Origin of the sequence: Streptococcus cristatus (assembly GCF_003943465.1) — a bacterium.
GTDB classification, from domain to species: domain Bacteria; phylum Bacillota; class Bacilli; order Lactobacillales; family Streptococcaceae; genus Streptococcus; species Streptococcus cristatus_C.
In genome coordinates this window covers 46,016-69,983 of sequence record NZ_RJPR01000012.1, presented here as the reverse complement: position 1 = coordinate 69,983, position 23,968 = coordinate 46,016, and the positions used below count along the sequence as shown (strand labels likewise).

Sequence of the window (23,968 nt, the reverse complement as noted above, 5' to 3'; positions counted from 1 at the left end):
ACGCTCGTTTAGCTAAGGAAGGGATCTGCAAATGAAAACAAAAAGCTTGCCACCCTATGCGCCTACTTTAATTGAGTCAACAAGGGCTATTGGATATTCTCTTGAGGCTGCAGTGGCAGATATTATTGATAACAGTATCGCAGCAAATGCAAAGAATGTTGATATCTATTTTTTTCCGGTAGACAGTGCATATATTGCAATTCTCGATAATGGAAAAGGAATGACCGAAGAAGAAATTGATGTTGCGATGCAATATGGAAGTAAGAATCCAACTGAAGAAAGGGATAAAAAAGATTTAGGACGCTTTGGCTTAGGACTAAAAACTGCATCTTTATCTCAGTGTAGATGTCTGACTGTCATTTCTAAGCAAGGAGATAATTTGGAAGGACGTCAATGGGATATAGATCATGTTACAGAAGTAGGAGATTGGTCCTTAAATGTTCTTGATGAGGAAGATATCCAACAAATACCTCAGTTTGATGAATTGATAAAATACGAATCAGGCACATTAGTAGTCTGGCAAAAATTAGATCGTCTCAAGGCTGGCGAGATCAATTTTGAACTATCGTTAGGACGTAAAATTGATAGAGTCAGAGATCAACTTTCTCTTGTTTACCACAGATATTTAGCGGGTGAATCAGGGATCACAAAACTTAAACTGTCAATTAACGGAGAAAAAATTAAAGGAATTGACCCATTTTTGACGGAGAAAAGTGTTCAAGCCATGGATGATGAAAAATTAGTTATTCAGGGCAATAAGATATTAGTGAGACCGTATATTCTTCCTCACATATCTAAGCTGACATCAGATGAAATTAAAATGCTTGGTGGGAAGGATGGACTTCGAAAACAACAAGGGTTTTATGTATACAGGAACAAAAGATTGTTGGTTTGGGGTACTTGGTTCAGAATGATGAGGCAAGGAGACTTATCAAAACTTGCCAGAATCCGTGTTGATATCCCAAACACATTAGATGATCTGTGGACTCTAGACATAAAGAAATCGTCCGCATTGCCTCCAGCAGAAGTTAGAAAGAATTTGGAGATAATTATTAATCAAATTGCTGAACGGAGCAAAAGAACGTGGACTTTCAGAGGTAAAAAGGAAATAAGTGATACAGAAACTCACGTTTGGAACCGTATGAAAAATAAGCAAGGCGGATTTTATTATGAAGTTAATCGCGAGCATCCACTTGTGCAACAAATGATTAAAGCACATCCCGATATAGAAGTGTCATTAAATGTATTGTTGCAACAGATTGAAATGGGATTGCCTCTTAATCAATTATATGTGGATTTGAATAATGATGAGCAAATTACCAATGATAATGAGCAGTCAGATGTAGAAATAGTAAAATCACTACAGGAAATGATTACGATGTGTGCTGACAAGCAAGAAAAATGTAATCTACTGGATGCTATTGATTGTATTGAACCTTATTCGGCACATCATGATATAGTAGAAAAAATTAAGGAGGATATTTTGAAGAATGATTAATCCATATGTTGAACAATTAGAAAATATAATTTCCGCATTTGTTAACAATATTTATAAGGAAGTTCCACCTACAGAAGAAGAATTTCTAAAGGAAGCCACTAAGATTAGAAATGCAAATTCATCTATTATGCCGGTTTCTGATGATGAATTTGCAGAGATAATTTCTAGACTCAAGCAATCGTTAGTAATCCAGATGGATATTGGGGTATATATTAATGATCGGAACAATGGGCATCAATCATGGTTACCTTCAAAGAGAGCCGACCTCGATTTCTTCTTTTGGAACAGGTATAAGAAATATCTGGAACAAATGAAACATTGGAATCCGAGAGTTACAACAAATCTTGGTAAAGTTTCAGATGAAATATTAGATTTATGTGGTGATCCTTCAGAAGATCATTTTTCAATAAAAGGTCTGGTTCTAGGAGATGTACAGTCAGGGAAAACTGCTAACTACACAGCTATTTGTAACAAAGCAGCGGATACGGGGTATCGAATTATTATTGTTTTAGCAGGTATGCAGGAGAATTTGCGTAAGCAAACACAAGAAAGATTGGATGCAGAATGTACTGGAAGAAAAAGCGAATATTATCTGGATCCTAAAGCTGAACAGGGTATAAAGAATCAGCCGGTCGGAGTAGGAAGATATGGAACAGATAAAAAAATCGTTGCGTTTACTTCTGTAACTAAAGATTTTGATAGCGGTATTCTGAGAAACAATAATTTGGGCATCGAAAATGTTAATTGTCCTGTTATTTTAGTGGTGAAGAAGAATAAAAGGATTTTGAATAACTTAATCAAGTGGCTGTCAGATAATAATACGCAAAATGCCGCCGGACAGATTGATCTTCCGCTTATGCTAATTGATGATGAGGCTGACAACGCATCAGTTAATACGAAAGACGAAGATTCTCAGCCTGCTGCAATTAATGACTGTATCAGACGTTTATTGAATTTATTCAGTAAAACTACTTATTTAGGTATTACAGCAACGCCTTTTGCAAATATTTTTATTGATCCGGAAAAAGACGATGATCTCTTTCCAGCTGATTTTATTTATGCGCTGTCTGCTCCTACTAATTATATTGGCGCGGATAGGATATTTGGTGAAAATTCTGATAGCGATCACATGCTCCAAGAGATTGATATAGAAGAGTTAGAAGCGTGCTTCCCTCCGAAACATAAAAAAGACTTTGTGGTAGAAGATTTACCAGAGGATCTATATGAAGCCGCATATTATTTCTTGTTGCTAAATGCAATTCGTGATTATAGAGGTGATCTTACAGAACATAGATCTATGATGGTACATATAAGCCTTTATACCAATGTTCAAAATCAGATACAAGAAATGCTGAATGTATGGTTAGATCAGGTAAAATCGGATGTTAGAAACTGTGCTAAATTACCACTTTCTCAAAGTGAAAAAATCAGAAACATAAAAGCAATGCATGTTGTTTGGGACAAGTATCATTTGAGCGGAATTGTGGGAATAGAATGGGAAAACTTGCTTAAAAATTATTTGCATAAGGCAATTTCCCCTATTGAAGTTCGTGCGGTAAATATGAAAACTGGTGCTGCAAGCTTAGACTATTTTAATCATAAGAATGATGGTTTACGAGTGATTGCAGTAGGTGGAAATAGTATGTCTAGAGGTTTGACATTAGAGGGCCTTGGCGTAACATATTTCCATCGTAATACAAAGATGTATGATACTTTGTTGCAGATGGGGCGTTGGTTCGGATATAGACCAAACTATGGGGATGTTGCAAAGGTATGGATGACACCAGAAGCAATCGATTGGTACGGACAAATTACTAGAGCAACAGCTGAACTTAAGGAAGAAATCTCGAAAATGAGAAACGCGAATCAAACTCCTAGAGACTTTGGCCTTAAAGTTCGACAAGATCCTGGCGCATTAATCGTGACCGCGCGAAACAAAATGCGTACAGCAACTGATTTGACGTGTCCTGTTACAGTCTCTGGTAATTTACTTGAGACACCTAGATTAAAAACATCAAAAAACATTTTGGCTTCAAATGAGACAGCATTCAAGAATTTTGTAAATTCATTGAGTAGTATTGGAGATAGATTTTTTGATGAAGAGCGTACGAGAGGACATTATTACTGGAAAAATGTTCCTGGGGATAATATTGCTCAATTATTGCTAGATTTCGAGACAAATCCATGGCATTTGAGTTTCAATGGTAGGGCACTTGCGGAATTTATAGAGAGTCATCATTGGAGCAATGGATGGGATGTAGTATTGATAAAATCTGGAACTGGTATTCCATACAATGAGCCGTTGCAGTGTGGTGAAGAAATATTAGAGATCGAAGGGACAGAAAAAAGAAAAATTTTAGCTGATAAGAAAATGATCAGTGTGAGTGGTACTAAGTTACGTGTTGGAGCTGGTGGATGCACACGAATTGGATTAACGAAAAAAGAGATTCAAGATGCGGAAGAAGCATATAGAAACATACCAGGAAATGAGAATAAGAAAAATATTCCGGACAAGGCGTATTTGATAGCCAACAGAGATCCTATTTTAATGCTACATATAATACAAGCCGATTATTCAAAGAATGAGAATAAAGATTTACCTGAATTTTTATTCGCGTTAGGAGTGGGATTCCCTAAAACTAGTGGCTCCACTGAAACTGCAAATTATAAGGTTAACTTAATTGAGTTGCGAAATTGGGTGGACGTTTATGACAATTATGATGACGATGAGGATATGTAATGAGTGGTAAAGAAAATGAATTAAGAGAAAGGTGGAATACTATTAATTACTATTCTGGTGGAGCATTGAAATTATCTGTAAAGCATCCGCTTGAGTGGTATGTTCGATATGCAACACCGGAGCATAAGTCTGTCGTAATAGTGAGCCAAAAGGCAATTAAAAAAATAGATTCGTCAAAATGTATCGATGCTTCATGTAATCAGAGGAAGGATGGGAAATATGCAATTTCCTTTACATTGATGGATCGAAAACAGGAAGATGTTTTCATAACAATGGTAGGAGATATTATCGAGTATTCCAATGTAGAAACTGATGATATTGCATTGCTTAAAGTATTGCGCAGATATAACGCATGGTTAAAACTATTAGACCATAAAAGCAATGCGGTATTAGGTAGTAATACACAGAAAGGTCTCATTGGAGAGTTGTTGTTCCTGAAGGAAAAAATAGAAAATGGAATGCTACCGTCTGTTGCTTTAGCAGGCTGGGTGGGTTCAGAAGGAGCAGATCAAGATTTTGTATATGCAGATTGTTGGCATGAGATTAAATCTACAGGTGCTTCATCTTCAGAAATATCAATTTCTTCTGTTGAGCAATTAGATAGAAATGATGAAGGAGAATTGGTTATTTATCGTATCGATAAATGTGCACCGGATCAACCAAAATCATTCACGTTATATGGATTGGTTCATGAGGTAATAGAGTTGATTTCACGACACGGCGAAAATCCAGATGAGCTAATATTAAAACTTGGCGCCGCAGGTTATATTGACATGAAAGAATATGATAGACAGCATTTTAGTGTGTCCTCAAAGCAAGTATACACTGTAAATGAATCATTTCCGAGAATACGGAGAGTTAATGTTCCGACAGAAATAACGAATGCTGTTTATCAGATAGATATCCCTAGCATAAAAAGCTGGGAAAAGTAACGAAAATGAGAGGATGTTAGCATGGATTCTACCGAATTTAAAAAAGATTTTGTAGAGAGTATAAAAACTGCTGCAGCAGTTACAGGAGAAGGGTCATGTGCATCCTTTGTAGATAATATGGCGCAGTATCTAATTGATGCTGAGGCGTTATCAGATTTCACACCGTCTTTTTATAAAGGCAAAAGTGGGCGTAGTAATTATAGAGTAGACGGTTATGTATACGATGAATTCGATAATACGATGAATCTTATTATTGCGGATTTTGATGGTAATGATTTGGAACGCCGACTTACCGGAACAGCTGCGAATAAGGATTTTGGCTTGCTTATGAAATTTCTTGATGTAGCATTGACAACTAATTTATATCAAGAAATAGAGATGAGTACACCATGTGCAGACTTAGTAGATCTTTTAAGGTATAACAAAAAGGCGATTCGTAAATATCGTTTTCTTGTATTTACCGATGCAGATATGAGTGCTGCTATAAAGACCGTAGAAATTGATGACTATAATTCTATTCCGGTAGAAGGTCAGATATGGGATATTGATCGTTTGTTCAGAGTCTGTTGTTCAGAGCAAGGCCGTCAGATTATTGAGATTGACTTTAAGAAGTATTGTGGTGAAGGTATTCCGTGTATAGAAGCTAGCTCAGCGTCTACAGAACAGTACAGTAGCTATCTGGGAGTAATTCCTGGAACTGTTTTGGCTGATATATATGACAAGTATGGAAGTAAACTTTTGGAGGGAAATGTCAGATCATTCTTATCTACTAAAGTGGCGGTCAATAAGAAAATAAGAGGGACTATCTTGAACAATCCGCAGATGTTTTTTGCGTTTAATAACGGTATATCAGCAACTGCAATGGATGTTGAGATAGAGGATACAAACCATGGAAGATTTATCACCTTTGTTAGAGATTTTCAGATTATTAATGGTGGACAGACAACGGCCTCTATTTCAAATGCAAGATATAAAGATAAAGCAGATTTGTCATCTATTTTTGTGCAAATGAAATTGACTTCAATTGATGAATCAACACCAGAAGAGTCAGACGAGTTGATCAGAAATATTTCTAGATCATCAAACAGTCAGAATAAGGTTAGTGATGCAGACTTTTTTGCATCTCATCCATTTCATCGTCGTATGGAACAAATATCAAGACACTTATTTGCACCGGCATCTGAAGGCACACAGTATGAAACGAAATGGTTTTATGAAAGAGCAAGAGGACAATATCTGCAAGAACAAATGCGCTTGACACCTGCAAAGAAAAAACAATTTGAGTTGCAACATCCTAAAAATAAGGTAATTAAGAAAACAGATCTTGCAAAGGTTCAGAATACATGGAGAGGATTCCCTCAGGTTGTAAGTAAGGGTGCGCAGACCAATTTTAATTCGTTTGCAGAGTACATTGATGAGCAATGGAATGCAAATGAGGAGCAGTTTAATGAGAGATATTTCCAAACTACTGCAGCCTTGATTCTTTTGTTCCAATATTTAGAGAAGACTATACCAAAACAGCCTTGGTACGAGGGTGGATACCGTGCAAATATCATATATTACACATTGGCACAATTTAGAAGATTGTTACATAGCCAATATCAAGGACAAGAACTTGATTTGATGTTGATATGGAATAGGCAGAGTGTGCCCGAACAAGTGGGTACAGTTTTAATAGCATTGGCAGAGTTGGTCCTTCTGCGAATAACTGATCCGTCAAGAAAAGTCGCAAACGTTACTCAGTGGTGTAAGAGAAATGATTGTTGGGAAGATGTAAAGAAGATACATATTGATATTCCTGAAGATATTGAGAATTGTTTAATTACTATCGATGAACAGAAGGCTGCACAGAAATCCGCTAAGAAAGAGCAAAAGGTTGTAAATGAAATTCAGGCACAGACAATGGTTGTTAATTGTCCTGTAGAAATGTGGATGCGATTATCGGAGTTTGTTGTTAGAAATCATATGGTTACACCTACAGATGTGTCTGCATTAGCGATTGCATGTAAAATGCCTGCTAAAATACCAAATACATATCAATGCAAACGCCTACTTGCATTGTTGCGCAAAGCCTCCGAAGAAGGCTTTAATACTGAAGCGTAAGATGGAGGAACTATGTTTAATACAATAGATTTGTTTGCAGGTGCCGGGGGATTGAGCCTGGGATTTATGCAAACAAAAAAATTCGATATAAAAGTTGCATATGAATTTAATCCTGCAATGCAGGAAACCTATAAGAAAAATCACCCGGGAGTAGCTGTATTTGGTGATGTTAGAGATGCTAACTATGCAGAAATAAAAGAAAAATATGGCGATATTGATGTTGTGATTGGAGGACCGCCTTGTCAGGGATTTTCTAATGCAAATAGGCAAAAGAATCATGCAATTAGTCAGAATAATTCCCTGGTGAAACAGTATATTAGAGCAATCTTGGAATTAAGACCAAAAGCATTCGTAATGGAAAATGTGAGTATGCTTAGATCAGATGTTCATAGATTTTATTTATGTGAAGATGATCGAGAATTAGTGGATAGCAATGTGATTGAAACTGCTAATACAGAGTTGGCTTTACTTGATACAGAGTTTATGTTTGATGGAGCAATTAATATTGTGCAGTCTGAGCAAGAACTAGAACAACATAAATGGGATGATTTCGATTATCTCGAATTGAACGTTATCTATAAAGCATCTAAGAATGTAACTAAGTTTAAAGATGTATTAGAAAAACACAGATCGCGCTTAATTAAAATATCAGAGAAGCACATAGAGGGTGATGAGGATGATTCCGTCATTGTTGCTGATAGGATTGCGTTTAATGCAATACTAGATTTTTACGCTGGGAAAATAAAAGAATCCCAGATCAAGGCATTAATTGAACCAGCAATTATGTACCAAAGAATGATAAGTAAGGCACAGGAGATATTTGAAAATGATATTGTGGTTGATAGCTATACCGACAATAAAGGGCTGATTGCCAACATACGTTCATATGCCGTTTTTGATTATTTAAAGGCAAAGCTCCAGGGGGGCAAAGATGACGACGGATATGCTATTTCGGCTGATGTTCTATCTGCTACACAATTTGGAGCTCCACAAAAAAGAATGCGTTTTGTAGTAATGGGTATTCGAAAAGATATTGCAGATGTAGTTAAACTTCCAGAAGGAAAATATAAAGACGGTCCATATAGGACAGTTGAGGACGCTATTAAAGATTTAGAGGATGTTGAGCCGGTCTATAATGTATCTGATGATAAAAGTGGCATAAAGCTACAAGCTAAAACTGGCTTGAGTGAGTTGGCGCTGACACTTCGTGACTCAGAGATGTTGCACAATCATATTATAACTAAAACGACACCAGCAGCTATGGCGCGTTTTAAAGCATTAGATCAGGGACAAAATTTTCATTCCTTATCTGAGGAAATGAAAACAAACACGTATACAGATGTTACAAGAACGCAGAATACGATCTATCTTCGCTTAAAATATGATGAGCCGTCTGGTACTGTAGTAAATGTGCGTAAATCAATGTGGGTACATCCGACAAAAGACAGAGCAGTAAGTATAAGAGAAGCAGCTCGTTTGCAAACTTTTCCGGATAGCTTCGTTTTTTGTGGGACAAAGGACAAGCAATATCAGCAGGTAGGAAATGCAGTGCCACCTATAATGGCAAAGGCTATAGCAAAGAAATTGGCTAGTCAGCTTAATAAAGCATTATCGCAGAAATAAGGAGATACATATGAGCCGAAGAGCATACTATTTTAATTCTATAAACAACTTCATATTAGAGGATGATGAGCTTGTTCTCGGCCAATTATTGATTAATGACGAGTTTGAAACTACCGATCTCCAAAAGATGGCTTGGAGATCGGAGATTCAAATTTTAAAGGAACAATTAATTGAGTTTTCTCAAGGTGATATTATTTTTGAATATAATATCCCGAGGATGGGGCATAGGGTCGATGTGATATGCATAATAGAAGGAATTATTTTTCTCTTAGAGTTTAAGGTAGGAGATAAAGAGTACAAAAAATCTACCACTGATCAGGTGATGGATTATGCGTTGGATTTGAAATACTTTCATGATAAAAGTAGGACTAGGCATCTTGTTCCTATTAATGTTTCAACTAAGGCGGCAGAGAAACAGAATGAATATTACTGTATGGAAGATAATATTCATAACACACTTTTCTGTAATAAAAATAATGTTGGAAGTACTATTCGAGAAACTATTTCGAGAATTAATGATACGTCGTTATCTGCACTGGAGTGGATAAATTCAAGATATGCTCCAACACCGACTATCATTGAAGCTGCGCAGGCTTTGTATAGAAAACATGATGTCGAGGATATTTCTAGGAATGATGCTGGTGCAAAGAATTTAACAATAACGACAGAGGCAATTTCCAATATAATTGATCAGTGTAAGAAAAATGGCAAAAAAGCTATATGCTTTGTTACAGGAGTACCTGGTGCTGGAAAAACTCTAGCAGGCTTGAATATAGCAAACGAACGTCATCATTTTAATGAAGATGAACATGCTGTTTTTCTTTCAGGAAATGGTCTACTAGTTGATGTTTTGCAAAATGCGCTTGCAATAAATCGCTCGGAGAGAGAAGGCATAACTAAGAAAAATGCTTTTCGAGAAACGAAAACCTTTATTCAAATTATTCATAAATTTAGAGATGATGCTTTAACAACATATATGGCACCAGTAGAGAAACTAGCTATTTTTGATGAGGCTCAAAGAGCATGGAACAAAGAGTCACTCGCTGATTTTATGAGGCGAAAAAAAGGGACTCCCGATTTTAATCAGTCAGAACCTGAATTTCTGATTAGCATTATGGACCGACATGAAGATTGGGCTGTTATAGTTTGTCTTGTGGGTGGTGGACAAGAAATATACAACGGAGAAGCAGGAATTCAGGATTGGTTTGAAACTTTAGCAAATAATTCTCCAGATTGGAAGATTTATCTGTCGGATAAAATTACAGATACAGAATATGTAGGGAAATCAGACATCCCAACATTATTGAATGGACGAGAGTACCATTGCATTTCAGATTTGCATTTAGGAGTTTCACTACGCTCATTCAGAAGTGAAAAATTAGCCCTTTTCGTGAAATTGCTGTTAGATGAAAGGGCAGATGATGCCAAAAGTGTTTATTATGGGCTTAAACAAACATATCCGATTTTTTTGACAAGGAATTTTGAAATTGCAAAAAAATGGGTAAAAGATAAGGCTCGTGGGACAGAAAGGTATGGGCTTTTAGCAAGCTCAGAAGGGAAAAGACTGCGAGCTGAAGGAATATGGGTTCCATCAGATATAAATCATGTAGGGTGGTTTTTGAATGGAAAGGATAATGTTGACTCATCGTATTATTTAGAAGTGGCAGCGTCTGAATTTAAAGTGCAAGGTTTAGAGGTCGATTATGCAGTATTAGCCTGGGATGCAGATTTCAGGTATACGAGAGATGGCTTTGATTATTTTAAGTTCAGGGGTACGAAATGGAACCATGTTAATCAGGAACAAAGACAGAGATATCTAAAAAATGCTTATAGAGTTTTATTAACAAGAGCAAGACAGGAATTGATTATATATGTTCCTGAAGGTTCAGATGAAGATCCGTCAAGGAACAGGGAATATTATGATAGAATTTTCCAATATTTGAAGAGTACTGGAATGGAAGTAGTCTGAGGGGTGATGTTTTGAAGGACACAAAGTATGAAGATTTAAATAAAACGTTAGCAGCAGTTGGAAAAGCTGTATTTGTAAATTTTTATTATGATTTAAAAGATTCGTCCATTTCAAAAGATGAATTGGCCCAAAAGATCCTATTGGAAAATCCGGGATCGAAGTCAGAAAGTCAAAACTTTCGTATTCCAAGAGTTCGACATATATTTGAGTTGGGACAGGAGAAGGAAGCATTACGTATTATCATAGAAAGCAAACGCGTAGACCCAAAAGCAAGAGAAAAAGCTAAAGAGATTTTATCTAAAGAGAATATTAGGGAAGACTTTCAAACGGAAAGAGCAGAGGAAAGGCAATTTATCGAACATTTGAATCAGGAAATTCAATACGATACTACTCCGAGGGAAGCCCCTTTAATTGCAGAACGTTCACAGTACATATACCCTCGAAAGCAGTATGAATCGAAAAATGCTTTGAAACGGGCGCAGTATTTGTGTGAAGTGGATAAGATGCATTTCGTTTTTAAACGAAGAAATAGTCCTACCAATTATACGGAGCCACATCATTTAATTCCTTTATCCGCTCATCGTGATTTTCCAGGAATTGATTTAGACCGTGAGCAAAATATTGTATCGCTCTGTAGTAATTGTCACAATTTATTACATTATGGTTTAGAGTATAAAGAGGTATTGTATGATCTATATCGACAAAGAAAAGCTCTATTAGAAGAAATTGGCATAAATATATCATTGGAGCAATTGTTGAGTTATTACTAAACCTTTTAATTATTGAAAGAAGAGGTATCGCAACGGTAACAGAATCAATGGGACGGTATCCTTTCTATTAAATAAATGACTAATGGAAGAGTAAATCTGTTGCAGGAAAAACATCAGAAATAACGTTATTTCAAGCCGCTTTTGAGGAATTAACTACACATTCGATTGTATCAAAGACTGCATTTTGATTGACTAGGCAAACAGTACTGGTGGATTTATCGTGTGAATTTTTGACTATTAAGGTCGAGTGCATGGGAATTGTGGATCCAGATGGACTGGAAAATAGTCGTTGACCTATCCCTTGTACTGCGAACAGGCAGGGGTGAGACGATGGTGTTTCTGCGATATTGACTTTGGCATTATAATAGGAAATATAAAGGGAATTGCAGATCAGTTCCCGAATACAGGCGAGGTTTAGGCTGTGATATTGACAACGATAGAAGCGGAGATATTTCTACTACATATTTGAGTTGATATGTTTCCATAGACAAACGGACTATCTCGGAATATCTCTATTATGTTGTTATCAATCAGGGCCTTTCGAGCCACGTAGAGGCAGTGTCACTGCTTGTACGACTTGATTTATCAGCGAAGTAGAAGAAGATGTTCCGCCTATGTGATAGCTGTCGTAGAGTGAGAAGTGTACGACGATACGATACGGTAACAGCGAACACCTAAACCTAGGAAAAAGAAATAATTAAATTAGAATTTAAGGGGGAAAAATGATTTTAGAAACGGAAAGATTGATTCTTCGCCCATGGGAAGAAAGAGATGCCAATGATTTATTCCAATATGCCAGTAATCCAGAGGTTGGTCCGATTGCAGGTTGGCCTGTACATACCAGTGTTGAAAACAGTAGGGAGATTATAAAAAGTCATTTTTCCGCACCTGAGACATACGCCATAGTTTTAAAAGAAACAATGCAGCCAGTGGGTAGCATAGGATTGATGATGGGCTCTGCAAGTAATATAGGTATTCCTGATACTGAGGGGGAGATTGGTTACTGGATAGGAGTTCCGTATTGGGGTCAGGGGCTTATACCGGAAGCAGTTCGTGAGATTATGAGACATGGATTTGATGACCTGAATCTGGAGAAAATGTGGTGAGGTTATTTTGACGGCAATACAAAGTCAAAGAGAGTTCAGGAAAAATGTAGTTTCCGTTATCATCATAAAAAAGAGAATGTTACATGTGCATTGGAAGGTGTTCTTTGCACAGAACGCATAACCTGTCTTTCAAAGGCAGAGTGGATTTCATTTAAGTAAATCCCAGTTTGTCGAGGGAATACCTTTTAACGATAACCTTTTGCTATCGTTAAAAGGTTTATAGATATGTTTCTATATGCAGACAGGTTCACTTGACATACTTAGTGTTCACTCGTTTCATGTTGAGGCGGTATCACTGCTTGTACGAGCTGATTCATCATCCAAGTTGAAGAGATATTCTTCTCAGGCGACAACAGCGAATTGTTGAGTGTGCAACTTTGCTCGTGAAAGCCCATAGACCTTTTAGCGAAAGTTTTTTTAAGTCTTGAATTGTGCACTTAATTTGATAATTCAAGATACAAAAAATTGTTATAAAGTAAGATTTGTTAATATTGATTCCGATTCGAGAATTGGATTTATATTATTCAACAAAAGAATAACCATGTCGCCCTACTAACGTTAAGGAGAAATATTTATGCTTGATTTTGCTAAAATAGATAAAAAGTCTATATATACTACAATCATTGGTTTGTTTCTAATGGCAGTATTGTCTTTGACAAAGATAATACCTGAACTTTCTTTATCAGGTCTCACCGTACTGATTGGTATTCTCTTTTTCTTTGTTCTTGAACATTTTGATAAAAAATCACATATAGAATCAGGTTTGCGCTTTAAATCATTTTTTGATGATCTGAAAAAACAAGGGGTAATTATTTTGGTTTTACTCCCGATAGGAACTGCTGTAGCAACGTTAATTATTGGCGATTTGGTATTTAAGGGTGCATTCACCAGTCATATTGTTGGAAGAACGGATTCTATGTTATCTTTCGATAAAATACCACTCCTTATGGTTCAAGTAATAATTGCGGCTTTAGGAGAAGAAATCGCATGGCGAGGTTTCTTTCTTGGTAAGTCAATGACAATTTTTCCATTTTGGCTTTGTGCTATTGTGTCGTCTTTATTGTTTGCGGTAGCCCATATTGCTAGTGGAAGTTTTGAACTTGTTAGCTATGATGTTTTGATGATTTTTGTTGATAGTATCATCTATTCCATTATTTATAAAAAGACTAAAAATTGTTTGATTACAACCTTGTCACATATTCTGGCCAATACAATAGGTATTGTTTTTCTAATGTTTCATATGTAAAATATCTATTTAACTTTGGACTTCACTATATAGGATAGAGCCGATAACTGTCGCATACATTTCTTGAGTAATATGATTCATGTAAGTATATGGTAAAAGCCTTGTTCTCAAGGCTTTTTACTATATATCCAAAAAACACCTTGCAATCGTTTTTTTAAAGTGATATACTACTACTAGGTTTTGAAATCGTTTGCATAGGGTTCCGATGAGCTTTTAATGAGAAATCTAGGAGAGAAATATGGAATTGTCAGCTATTTACCACAGGCCAGAGTCGGAGTATGCTTATCTTTATAAAGATAAGACAATGCACATTCGCATTCGGACGAAAAGGGGAGATATCGAAGGTATAGCTTTGCACTATGGAGATCCTTTTATTTTTATGGAGGACCATTATGAAGAGAGTAAGGAAATGGTCAAAGTCACCTCCGATGCTTTGTTTGATTATTGGCAGGTAGAGGTTTCAGTCAGCTATGCGCGACTTCAGTATCTCTTTGAGATTAAGGATAAGCAAGGCCAGAGTATCTTGTATGGCGATAAAGGGTGTGTTGAAAACACGCTAGAAAACCTTCATTACGAGGGGAATGGCTTTAAGCTTCCTTATATTCATGAAATTGATGCTTGTCATGTTCCTGACTGGGTTTCAAAGACGGTCTGGTATCAGATTTTTCCAGAACGCTTTGCCAATGGCAATCCTGAGATTTCACCAGAAGGCTCTCTAGCTTGGGATTCGTCAATCACTCCTAAAAGTGAGGATTTCTTTGGTGGAGATTTACAGGGAATTATTGACCATCTGGATTACTTGCAGGACTTGGGTATTACAGGCCTTTATCTCTGTCCGATCTTTGAATCCCCAAGCAATCACAAGTACAATACGACGGATTATTTTGAAATTGACCATCATTTTGGAGACAAGGAAACTTTCCGTCAACTGGTGGATGAGGCCCATCAGAGAGGCATGAAAATCATGCTGGACGCTGTTTTCAACCATATCGGAGACCAATCTCCACAGTGGCAGGATGTTCTCAAACATGGAGAAAATTCAGTTTACAAAGACTGGTTCCACATTCAGGAGTTCCCAGTGACAAAGGATAAGCTTGCAAATCCAAGAAAGCTCCCTTACCATACCTTTGCCTTTGAGAGCTATATGCCCAAGCTTAATACAGCAAATCCTCAAGTGAGGGACTATTTGTTGAGCGTTGCGGCCTACTGGATTGAGGAGTTTGACATCGATGCTTGGCGCCTGGATGTGGCCAATGAAGTGGACCATCAATTTTGGAGAGATTTCCGTAAGGCTGTCTTGGCTAAAAAGCCTGACCTTTATATTCTTGGAGAAGTCTGGCACACGTCTCAGCCTTGGCTAAATGGTGATGAGTTCCATGCGGTCATGAACTATCCTCTCTCTGATAGTATCAAGGATTATTTTTTGCGTGGGGTCAAGAAGACCAGTCAATTCATTGATGAGATTAATGGTCAGTCTATGTATTATAGAAAGCAGATTTCGGAAGTGATGTTTAATCTTCTGGATTCGCATGATACGGAGCGTATTCTAGCTACTGCCAAGGGAGATGTCCAACTCGTTAAATCTGCCCTTGCCTGCCTCTTTTTACAAAGAGGAACACCGTGTTTCTACTATGGAACTGAGCTAGAATTAGACGGAGGACCAGATCCAGATTGTCGTCGCGTTATGCCTTGGGAACGTGTTTCCGAAAGCAATGACATGCTTAATTTCATGAAGAAGTTGATTCATCTTCGTAAGGATGCTTCAGGCATTATCCAGCATGGGAAATATGGTCTAGAAGAAATCAAGCCTGATGTGCTATCTCTGGAATGGAATTACGATGGACAAAAGGTCCAAGCTATTTTTAACCAATCAACTGAAAACTATCTTGTAGAAGACAGTGATGCTGTAGCTCTAGCAAGTCATTGCCAAATCTTGTCTGGGCAGCTTCATATCTTACCAAAAGGCTTTGTGATCTTTGCGGAAGATTTGGAATCTGCTACAAATTAATTTTTGGAAATCTAACTTAAAGACTTGTCAGAGTTACTCAAATTTCAAAAACCCAATCTAAGAGCAGTCTATTTAAGAAGAGCAAGTAACTTAGTAGAAAAGAGGAGTTCAGTATGGAATTAAAAGATTTTACCGAAAAAGAGCAGGAGCAGATCAAAGAGGGGCTTAGTACAGCCGTCATTAGCGATAAGGAAGCAGCTAAAAAGATTTTGGCGCTGGTACCACAAGAATGGCTTAAGCAAATTCCTTTCCTTGTGAGAGGGCATGCAACGACCAAGACGGTTGAGCGAGTTGCCAAGCAATACCCAGAACTTTACGCTGTGGCCAAGCAAGCAGGAGAGCTTCCTGAAAAGGAGCGTGAAGAATTGCGCGCCATCATGACGGCTATCTTCGAAGAAAAGATGAACAAGCACAAGATTAAGTAAACTTACCAGTGTATAGTGATTCATTTTCTTTAAGTTGGCATTTGGAGTTAGCTACTCTATCTTGTTCATTAATTCATAAATCAAAGTGACTGCCGTTGATAAAAGTGCAGTCATTTTTTGCTTAGGGGAAATAGCTCCATTGACTCTTGTGTTTGTTTTATAATGTTGCTCTTTCAGTTCAAATGTGATTTCAAGAACAAGGAAGTTTCTAATCAAATTAGATCTTTTCTTTCTGTTTTTCAGTATTTCTTGATATAATAACAAGAGGAACCTTTGAAATCACCTTAGTAAAAATGCAAACAGGACGAAAGAATGAAGAAAGTAAAACAGATTATGTTGATGAGTGCCTGCACTTTGGCAGTTCTTGCTTTAGCCGCATGTGGGAAGGCACAAAAGCAATCAAGCGGGAGTCAAGAGAATCCAGCAGTTGGTCAGACTAGCTCGGAAACATATCCATGGAAGGCCACTTATTCAAATATAAATAGTAAAAAAAGTGTCGAAGAAGTTAAGAGTTTACTGGCTGCCGACTTGGATAAAGACAGTGTCGATAGCTTTGTCAATCTAGTCAATGACTACAACGGTCTTGTTGGCTCGACTGGTTTAACAGGCGATTTCACTAAATTTACCAAAACCGAATATGACGTAGAAAAAATCAATCCTCTATGGCAGGCAAAGAAGGGCGATTTTATCGGGACAAATTGTCGGATTAATACCTATACTTTGCTGAAAAATAGCATCGAAATTCCTCAAATGGCAAAGGACGACGAACTCTTGTTCATCGATAATGATTCGATTGACAAGGGGAAACTCTTTGATGCCAAGGATAAGGAAGAATTTAATATCCTATTCTCAAGAGTCAAGACTGAAGCGACTCAAGATGTAAAAGTCCATGCTAAGAAGATGGAGGAATACTTCAAACAGTTCAAGTTTAATGAAAAGGCTCGGATGCTTTCTGTCATAGTTCACGACAATCTTGACGGAGATTCTCTCTTTGTAGGGCATGTCGGCGTCTTGGTTCCAGATAAAGACGGCTATCTGTTTGTCGAAAAGCTGACCTTTGAAGAGCCGTATCAGGCCATCAAGTTTGCGACCAAGGAAGATGTCTACAAATACTTGCAGACAAAATATAAAGACTACACAGGAGAAGGATTGGCCAAGCCCTTTATCATGGACAATGATAAGTGGGTAGAGGGGAAATAGAGGAAAGTTGCAACCAATCATTTTCTGCTACTTTTATTATTTTAGTGCTGATTTTAAAAAAGGAAATACTTGCTAATGGAGTTTAGTAAAGACGATTTAGAAATTATTTTATGGGAATTTATTGCTCATCAATTAGAGGAATTGTCCGTCTTCAAAGCATTATCTGAGAATTTGCCCTATCTTAATAGAGAAAAGCTAGATATGGTTGATTCATCCGAAATTCATGATAGCGACGGTCTTACTATTGTAGACTTGCAGCAGAATGATAGAGAATTGTTCATTCGCTTTGAAATGGACGTTCAACTAATGGGCTGGACATCTGCTAGCAATGACTATGCAGCCTATATCCAAGCGACTCTTGTTGGAAGTTGTCAAGTTGACTTGAAAGCAGAGCTTGCTTTTTCTGACAAGAATGTAAATTCTCTCACTAAAGCTCAATTATTGGAATATGGCGAAAAATTGATTTCAGATTTAGAATTCCACTACCGAGATGTTGAAGGTTCTGAACACTATGGATGATGAAACATTCTTAAACGAATAAGCGATAATTCCCTAAACGATCAATCCCGTGACTAAGATTAGTCGGGATTATAGATAAAATTCTTTTCAATAACGTTAAAAATATGTCCTTATGGACAAGAAAGGAGTCAGTTATGACAAATGAACTGAACAAAGAAATTTTTATGAGCATGGTTGAACTGCTTACAGAGGACACCTCTGTCCGTTCGGCTATAGAAGCTTGTCTTGCCTCACCGTGGGACTACTTTGATGAAAATCTTGAAAGGTATGACGATCGTGGGATAGAGGACGATGAATCAGAAGATACCATCGTTTGGATCGGGATTGCGGATGAGTTAATTGAGAGTGGTGATGCCATTGAGCTAGATTGGAATGCTGAGTTAGAGGATTTCACCTATTTCACGAAAGAATTGGCAGGTCAAAGGAATCTCCCGCTGCAAGATGAGTGGCTAGATGAAGATGGAGACATTCCATCATGGTGCAAGGTCTTGGATGAAAAATGGGAGGAAGCAGGCTACTGCGTCGGAGCAATGGACATTGATAGCGACAGCTATGTCATGTTTGTCTGTCGCAGGGGGACTTTGACTGAACTGACTCAATTAGGTCAAAAGGTTGGGTTCCGTTTGGATTTTGCAAAGAATATGTAAATACCATGCTTAAAAAGGTGAACTAATCCTGATGATACATAAGGAAGCCTGAGACAGCTGGGAAAAGTATCCCGCTGGTTCAGGTTTCCTTTTTTCGCTTATGCTTAAAAGGATGTGGCAGATGAAGCAGATTGCTTCGTCTTTTTTTCTTTTTGTGTTAAGCTAAGATTAGCAAACTGAAAGGGTTTTCGAATGTATCTAGCAGACTTAATGGAAAAGAGTGAAGCGGGGCAGTTTATTGTCCTGTCTTATTTACAGCAGCATTCTACATCCAGTTTGAGGGACGTTATGACTGAAACCGGCTTCTCGAAAGCAACCTTGACCAAGTACATTAGCTTGATTAACGACAAGGCTATAGAACATCATGCAGCCTTATCCATCCAGCTTCAGGACGAAACGCTCAGTCTATTTGTCGGACCTGATACCAAGGGACGAGATATTCGCAGACTCTTTTTAGGCAATGCCGTCAAATACGAGATTTTAAACTACCTGCTCTATCATCAGCAGTTTTTAGCTCATCAATTGGCCCAAGAGCTGATGATTAGCGAAGCGACCCTCGGCCGCCATATAGCTGGTCTAAATCAGATTTTATCAGAGTTTGAGCTATCTATCCAAAATGGTCGTTTGAAAGGGCCTGAGCACCAGATCCGCTATTTTTATTTCTGCCTCTTTCGCAAGGTTTGGTCCAGTCAAGATTGGGAAAGAGAACTTCAAAAATCGGAAAGAAGGCAGGAAGTTGCCGTCTTAGAAGAACTCTGTGGAGCCCAGCTCTCGCAAGGACAGCGATTGGACTTGACTCTTTGGGCGCATATTACTCAGCAGCGCCTGCGCGTCAATGCCTGTCAATTTCAAAACATTGAGCAGAAGATGCGGGGTTATTTTGAAAATATCTTTTATCAGCGTCTGCATCGCCGGACAAATGATTTCTTTGCCGGACAGCACATCACCCTGAGTCAGGAAGACGGGGAAATGATGATTTTCTTTTCATTTCTCATTTCCCATCGGATTCTGCCCTTGCACACCATGGAATATATTCTGGGATTCGGCGGTGAAATTGCCAGTCTGATTACGCAAATCATTCAAGAGATGAAGTCTCAGGACTTACTAGGTGACTACATCGAAGATCAAGTGACCTACGAACTCAGTCAGCTCTGCGCCCTTGTCTTTCTTTTCCGAGGCTATCTCTTGCAAGACAAATACAAGCATGATTTGGAATTGCGCCATCCTTACTTATGGAGCGAAGACGATTATCGACAAGTGGCAGACACTATTTTTAGCAAACTGCCTATTTTCCAGCAGGGAACATCTCTGGATAAAAAGGTGTTGTGGGAATGGCTCCAGCTGATGGAATACATTGCTGAAAATGACGGTCAAGTCATCAAGATAGGCATGGACTTGATAGATAGCTTTATAGTTGTTTCCAGGATGACAGCCATTTTAAGGCGGTACTTAGAGTACAATCGCTTTATTACGATTGAATCCTACGACCTTACCAGAAATTATGACCTCATCATCACCAACAATCCCATTCATCAGACCCAGCAGGTTCCCGTCTATTATTTAAAAAATGACTTAGATTTGGAAGATTTGGCTCAAATCCGTCACATGATATTTCATTAAGAAACTTGGAGAAATCCAGGTTTCTTTGTGATTTTCGCACAATCTCCTCAGATTTTTTTAAAATTTAAAAAAAGTTGATAAAAAAGAAAGCGTTTTATTTTATATACTAGTTACTGTAGAGGAAACATCCTCAAGATTTTTACTAGGAGGACAGTTCATGTCACAAGAAAAATACATCATGGCCATTGACCAAGGAACAACTAGTTCCCGCGCCATCATCTTTAACAAAAAAGGAGAAAAAGTTAGCTCCAGTCAAAAAGAATTTACTCAGATTTTCCCTCAAGCTGGATGGGTTGAGCACAATGCCAATGAAATTTGGAACTCAGTGCAGTCCGTTATCGCCGGTGCCTTCATCGAAAGTGGAGTCAAACCCAACCAAATCGAAGCCATCGGTATCACCAACCAGCGTGAAACAACTGTCGTCTGGGATAAGAATACAGGTCTTCCTATCTACAATGCTATCGTTTGGCAATCTCGCCAGACTGCTCCTCTGGCTGAGCAACTGAAAAGCCAAGGCTATGTGGAAAAATTCCACGAAAAGACTGGTTTGATTATTGACGCTTACTTCTCTGCTACCAAAGTTCGCTGGATTTTGGACCATGTAGAGGGAGCACAAGAAAGAGCTGAAAAGGGCGAATTGCTCTTTGGTACTATTGATACCTGGCTGGTTTGGAAATTAACTGACGGAGCGGCTCACGTGACTGACTACTCAAATGCTGCCCGTACCATGCTCTATAACATCAAGGAACTCAAATGGGACGACGAGATTTTGGAAATCCTTAACATTCCAAAGGCTATGCTTCCTGAAGTTCGCTCTAACTCAGAAATCTATGGAAAAACAGCTGCCTTCCATTTCTATGGTGGAGAAGTTCCAATCTCTGGTATGGCTGGTGACCAGCAGGCGGCTCTCTTTGGACAGCTAGCTTTTGAGCCTGGCATGGTCAAGAATACTTACGGAACTGGTTCATTCATCATCATGAACACTGGCGAAGAGATGCAGCTGTCTGAAAACAACCTCTTAACAACCATCGGCTACGGTATCAATGGAAAAGTTTACTATGCTTTAGAAGGTTCTATCTTCATTGCCGGAAGTGCCATTCAATGGCTGCGCGACGGTCTTCGGATGGTTGAAAATTCACCAGAATCTGAAAAATATGCCCTCAATTCTCACAACAATGACGAAGTATATGTCGTACCTGCCTTTACAGGTCTGGGCGCTCCCTACTGGGATCAAAATGCACGTGGATCTGTCTTTGGCTTGACCCGCGGAACCAGCAAGGAAGACTTTATCAAGGCTACTCTGCAATCCATCGCTTACCAAGTACGCGACATCATCGACACCATGCAGGTGGATGCCAAGACTGCTATTCAAGTCCTCAAAGTCGATGGCGGTGCTGCTATGAACAACTTCCTCATGCAGTTCCAGGCTGACATATTGGGAATCGATATTGCCCGCGCTAAAAACTTAGAAACAACTGCTCTCGGTGCAGCCTTCTTGGCAGGACTGTCAGTAGGCTACTGGAAAGACTTAGACGAACTCCGCACTCTCAATGAAACTGGAGAACTCTTTGAGCCGTCTATGAATGAATCCCGCAAGGAACAACTCTACAAAGGATGGAAAAAAGCTGTCAAAGCAACTCAAGTCTTTGCGGAAATCGATGACTAATACTGAAAGAATAAAGCGACTCAGTTAGAAAGTGTGTAAATATGGAATTTTCAAAGAAAACACGTGAATTATCAATTAAAAAAATGCAGGAACGCACCTTGGACCTCTTGATTATCGGTGGTGGGATTACAGGTGCTGGGGTAGCCTTGCAAGCGGCAGCTAGTGGACTGGAGACCGGTCTGATTGAAATGCAGGACTTTGCTGAAGGGACTTCTAGCCGTTCTACCAAACTGGTCCATGGTGGCCTTCGTTACCTCAAGCAATTCGACGTAGAGGTGGTCTCAGATACAGTTTCAGAGCGTGCTGTGGTTCAGCAAATTGCCCCTCACATTCCAAAGCCAGATCCAATGCTCTTGCCAGTTTACGATGAGGATGGAGCGACATTTAGCCTCTTCCGTCTCAAAGTGGCTATGGATCTCTATGACCTCTTGGCTGGTGTTAACAACACTCCTGCTGCCAACAAGGTCTTGAGCAAGGAAGAAGTGCTAGAACGGGAACCTGAACTCAAGGAGGAAGGCCTGGTCGGCGGCGGTGTCTATCTTGACTTCCGCAACAACGACGCACGCCTCGTGATTGAAAATATCAAACGCGCCAACCAAGACGGTGCCCTCATTTCCAACCACGTCAAGGCAGAAGGCTTCCTCTTTGATGAAGCTGGAAAGATTACTGGTGTTGTTGCGCGTGACCTCTTGACTGATGAAGTCTTTGAAATCAAGGCTCGCCTAGTCATCAACACAACTGGACCTTGGAGTGACAAGGTGCGCAATCTTTCAAATGATGGTGAGCAATACTCACAAATGCGTCCAACCAAGGGTGTTCACTTGGTTGTTGACTCTAGCAAGATCAAGGTTTCTCAGCCAGTCTACTTTGATACAGGCTTGGGAGACGGCCGGATGGTCTTTGTTCTTCCACGTGAAAATAAAACCTACTTTGGTACGACAGACACTGACTACACTGGTGACCTGGAGCATCCAAAAGTAACACAAGAAGATGTGGATTACCTCTTGGGAATTGTCAATAATCGCTTCCCAGAAGCAAAGATCACAATTGACGACATCGAAAGCAGCTGGGCAGGTTTGCGTCCTCTGATTGCAGGCAATAGCGCTTCTGACTACAATGGCGGAAACAACGGTACCATTAGCGACGAAAGTTTCAATGCACTGATTGCGACTGTTGAGAGCTATTTGGCTAAAGAAAAATCTCGTGAGGATGTCGAAGCGGCTGTTACTAAGCTTGAAAGCAGCACTTCTGAAAAACACTTGGATCCATCTGCCGTGTCACGCGGTTCCAGTCTGGAACGTGATAACAATGGCCTCTTGACCCTTGCTGGTGGTAAGATTACGGACTATCGTAAGATGGCAGAAGGCGCTATGGAGCGCGTGGTTGACATCCTCAAAGCGGAATTCGACCGCAGCTTCAAGCTCATCAACTCCAAGACCTACCCTGTTTCAGGCGGAGAACTCAACCCAGCTAATGTGGATTCCGAAATCGAAGCTTTTGCGCAACTTGGTGTATCACGCGGCTTAGACAGCAAAGAAGCCTTCTACCTTGCCAACCTTTATGGTTCAAATGCTCCTAAAGTCTTTGCTCTCGCTCACAGCATCGAGCAAGCGCCAGGACTTAGCCTAGCGGATACCTTGTCACTCCACTATGCGATGCGTAATGAATTAGCACTCAGCCCAGTAGACTTCCTTCTTCGCCGGACAAATCATATGCTCTTTATGCGCGATAGTTTAGATGCGATTGTAGAGCCTGTTCTGGATGAAATGGGACGATTCTACGACTGGATAGAAGAAGAAAAAGCAGCTTATCGCAATGACCTAGAAGCTGCCCTTGCAAATAATGATTTAGCAGAATTGAAAAAATAGAAAATAGAAGAAGAGGTGGCGGACCAGT

Annotated in this window: 16 protein-coding genes and 1 pseudogene; all 17 read left to right on the top strand. The window is 39.0% G+C overall.

The features are described from left to right. The first annotated feature begins 31 nt into the window (after window positions 1–31). Window positions 32–1,498, top strand: coding sequence for an ATP-binding protein (locus D8793_RS10405; protein ID WP_125371804.1), 1,467 nt, complete (start codon window positions 32–34; stop codon window positions 1,496–1,498). Then, window positions 1,491–4,238 carry a Z1 domain-containing protein gene (locus D8793_RS10400; protein WP_125383865.1) on the top strand — a complete coding sequence of 916 codons (2,748 nt, stop codon included), beginning with the start codon at window positions 1,491–1,493 and terminating at the stop codon, window positions 4,236–4,238. Before D8793_RS10405 ends, D8793_RS10400 begins: the two co-directional genes overlap by 8 nt. Then, window positions 4,238–5,170: a PD-(D/E)XK motif protein gene (locus tag D8793_RS10395; RefSeq protein ID WP_125371802.1), complete on the top strand. Its 933-nt coding sequence runs from the start codon at window positions 4,238–4,240 to the stop codon at window positions 5,168–5,170. Before D8793_RS10400 ends, D8793_RS10395 begins: the two co-directional genes overlap by 1 nt. 21 nt (window positions 5,171–5,191) lie before the next feature. Beyond that, entirely contained in the window at window positions 5,192–7,273 is a 2,082-nt protein-coding gene (locus tag D8793_RS10390) for an AIPR family protein (RefSeq protein ID WP_125371801.1), read from the top strand. 12 nt (window positions 7,274–7,285) lie between these two features. Further along, complete coding sequence (locus tag D8793_RS10385; protein ID WP_125371800.1) at window positions 7,286–8,896, top strand: DNA cytosine methyltransferase; 1,611 nt, start codon at window positions 7,286–7,288, stop codon at window positions 8,894–8,896. A 10-nt stretch (window positions 8,897–8,906) separates the two neighbouring features. After that, the gene (locus D8793_RS10380; protein ID WP_125371799.1) at window positions 8,907–10,865 is read left to right on the top strand and encodes a DUF2075 domain-containing protein; all 1,959 of its coding nucleotides are present in this window, start codon (window positions 8,907–8,909) and stop codon (window positions 10,863–10,865) included. An 11-nt stretch (window positions 10,866–10,876) separates the two neighbouring features. Further along, window positions 10,877–11,635, top strand: coding sequence for an HNH endonuclease (locus tag D8793_RS10375; protein WP_125371798.1), 759 nt, complete (start codon window positions 10,877–10,879; stop codon window positions 11,633–11,635). A 722-nt stretch (window positions 11,636–12,357) separates the two neighbouring features. Then, a pseudogene (locus D8793_RS10370) lies at window positions 12,358–12,900 on the top strand (GNAT family N-acetyltransferase). Between the two features lie 415 nt (window positions 12,901–13,315). Beyond that, complete coding sequence (locus D8793_RS10365; RefSeq protein WP_125371797.1) at window positions 13,316–13,987, top strand: CPBP family intramembrane glutamic endopeptidase; 672 nt, start codon at window positions 13,316–13,318, stop codon at window positions 13,985–13,987. 238 nt (window positions 13,988–14,225) lie between these two features. Then, window positions 14,226–15,995, top strand: coding sequence for a glycoside hydrolase family 13 protein (locus D8793_RS10360; protein ID WP_125371796.1), 1,770 nt, complete (start codon window positions 14,226–14,228; stop codon window positions 15,993–15,995). 113 nt (window positions 15,996–16,108) lie between these two features. Continuing rightward, window positions 16,109–16,420, top strand: a complete 312-nt coding sequence (locus D8793_RS10355) for a hypothetical protein (RefSeq protein WP_125371795.1) — start codon at window positions 16,109–16,111, stop codon at window positions 16,418–16,420. Between the two features lie 312 nt (window positions 16,421–16,732). Continuing rightward, window positions 16,733–17,620 carry a DUF4300 family protein gene (locus tag D8793_RS10350; RefSeq protein ID WP_125371794.1) on the top strand — a complete coding sequence of 296 codons (888 nt, stop codon included), beginning with the start codon at window positions 16,733–16,735 and terminating at the stop codon, window positions 17,618–17,620. Between the two features lie 75 nt (window positions 17,621–17,695). Next, a complete protein-coding gene (locus D8793_RS10345) occupies window positions 17,696–18,139 on the top strand; it encodes a hypothetical protein (protein WP_125371793.1) in 444 nt (147 codons plus the stop codon). A gap of 134 nt (window positions 18,140–18,273) precedes the next feature. Continuing rightward, window positions 18,274–18,786, top strand: a complete 513-nt coding sequence (locus D8793_RS10340) for a DUF6630 family protein (protein WP_125371792.1) — start codon at window positions 18,274–18,276, stop codon at window positions 18,784–18,786. Between the two features lie 192 nt (window positions 18,787–18,978). After that, window positions 18,979–20,406, top strand: coding sequence for an AcpB/EbpR/MafR family transcriptional regulator (locus tag D8793_RS10335; RefSeq protein WP_125371791.1), 1,428 nt, complete (start codon window positions 18,979–18,981; stop codon window positions 20,404–20,406). 157 nt (window positions 20,407–20,563) lie between these two features. Next, complete coding sequence (glpK, locus tag D8793_RS10330; RefSeq protein ID WP_125371790.1) at window positions 20,564–22,072, top strand: glycerol kinase GlpK; 1,509 nt, start codon at window positions 20,564–20,566, stop codon at window positions 22,070–22,072. 41 nt (window positions 22,073–22,113) lie between these two features. After that, window positions 22,114–23,940: a type 1 glycerol-3-phosphate oxidase gene (gene glpO / locus D8793_RS10325; protein WP_125371789.1), complete on the top strand. Its 1,827-nt coding sequence runs from the start codon at window positions 22,114–22,116 to the stop codon at window positions 23,938–23,940. Window positions 23,941–23,968: the final 28 nt, after the last annotated feature.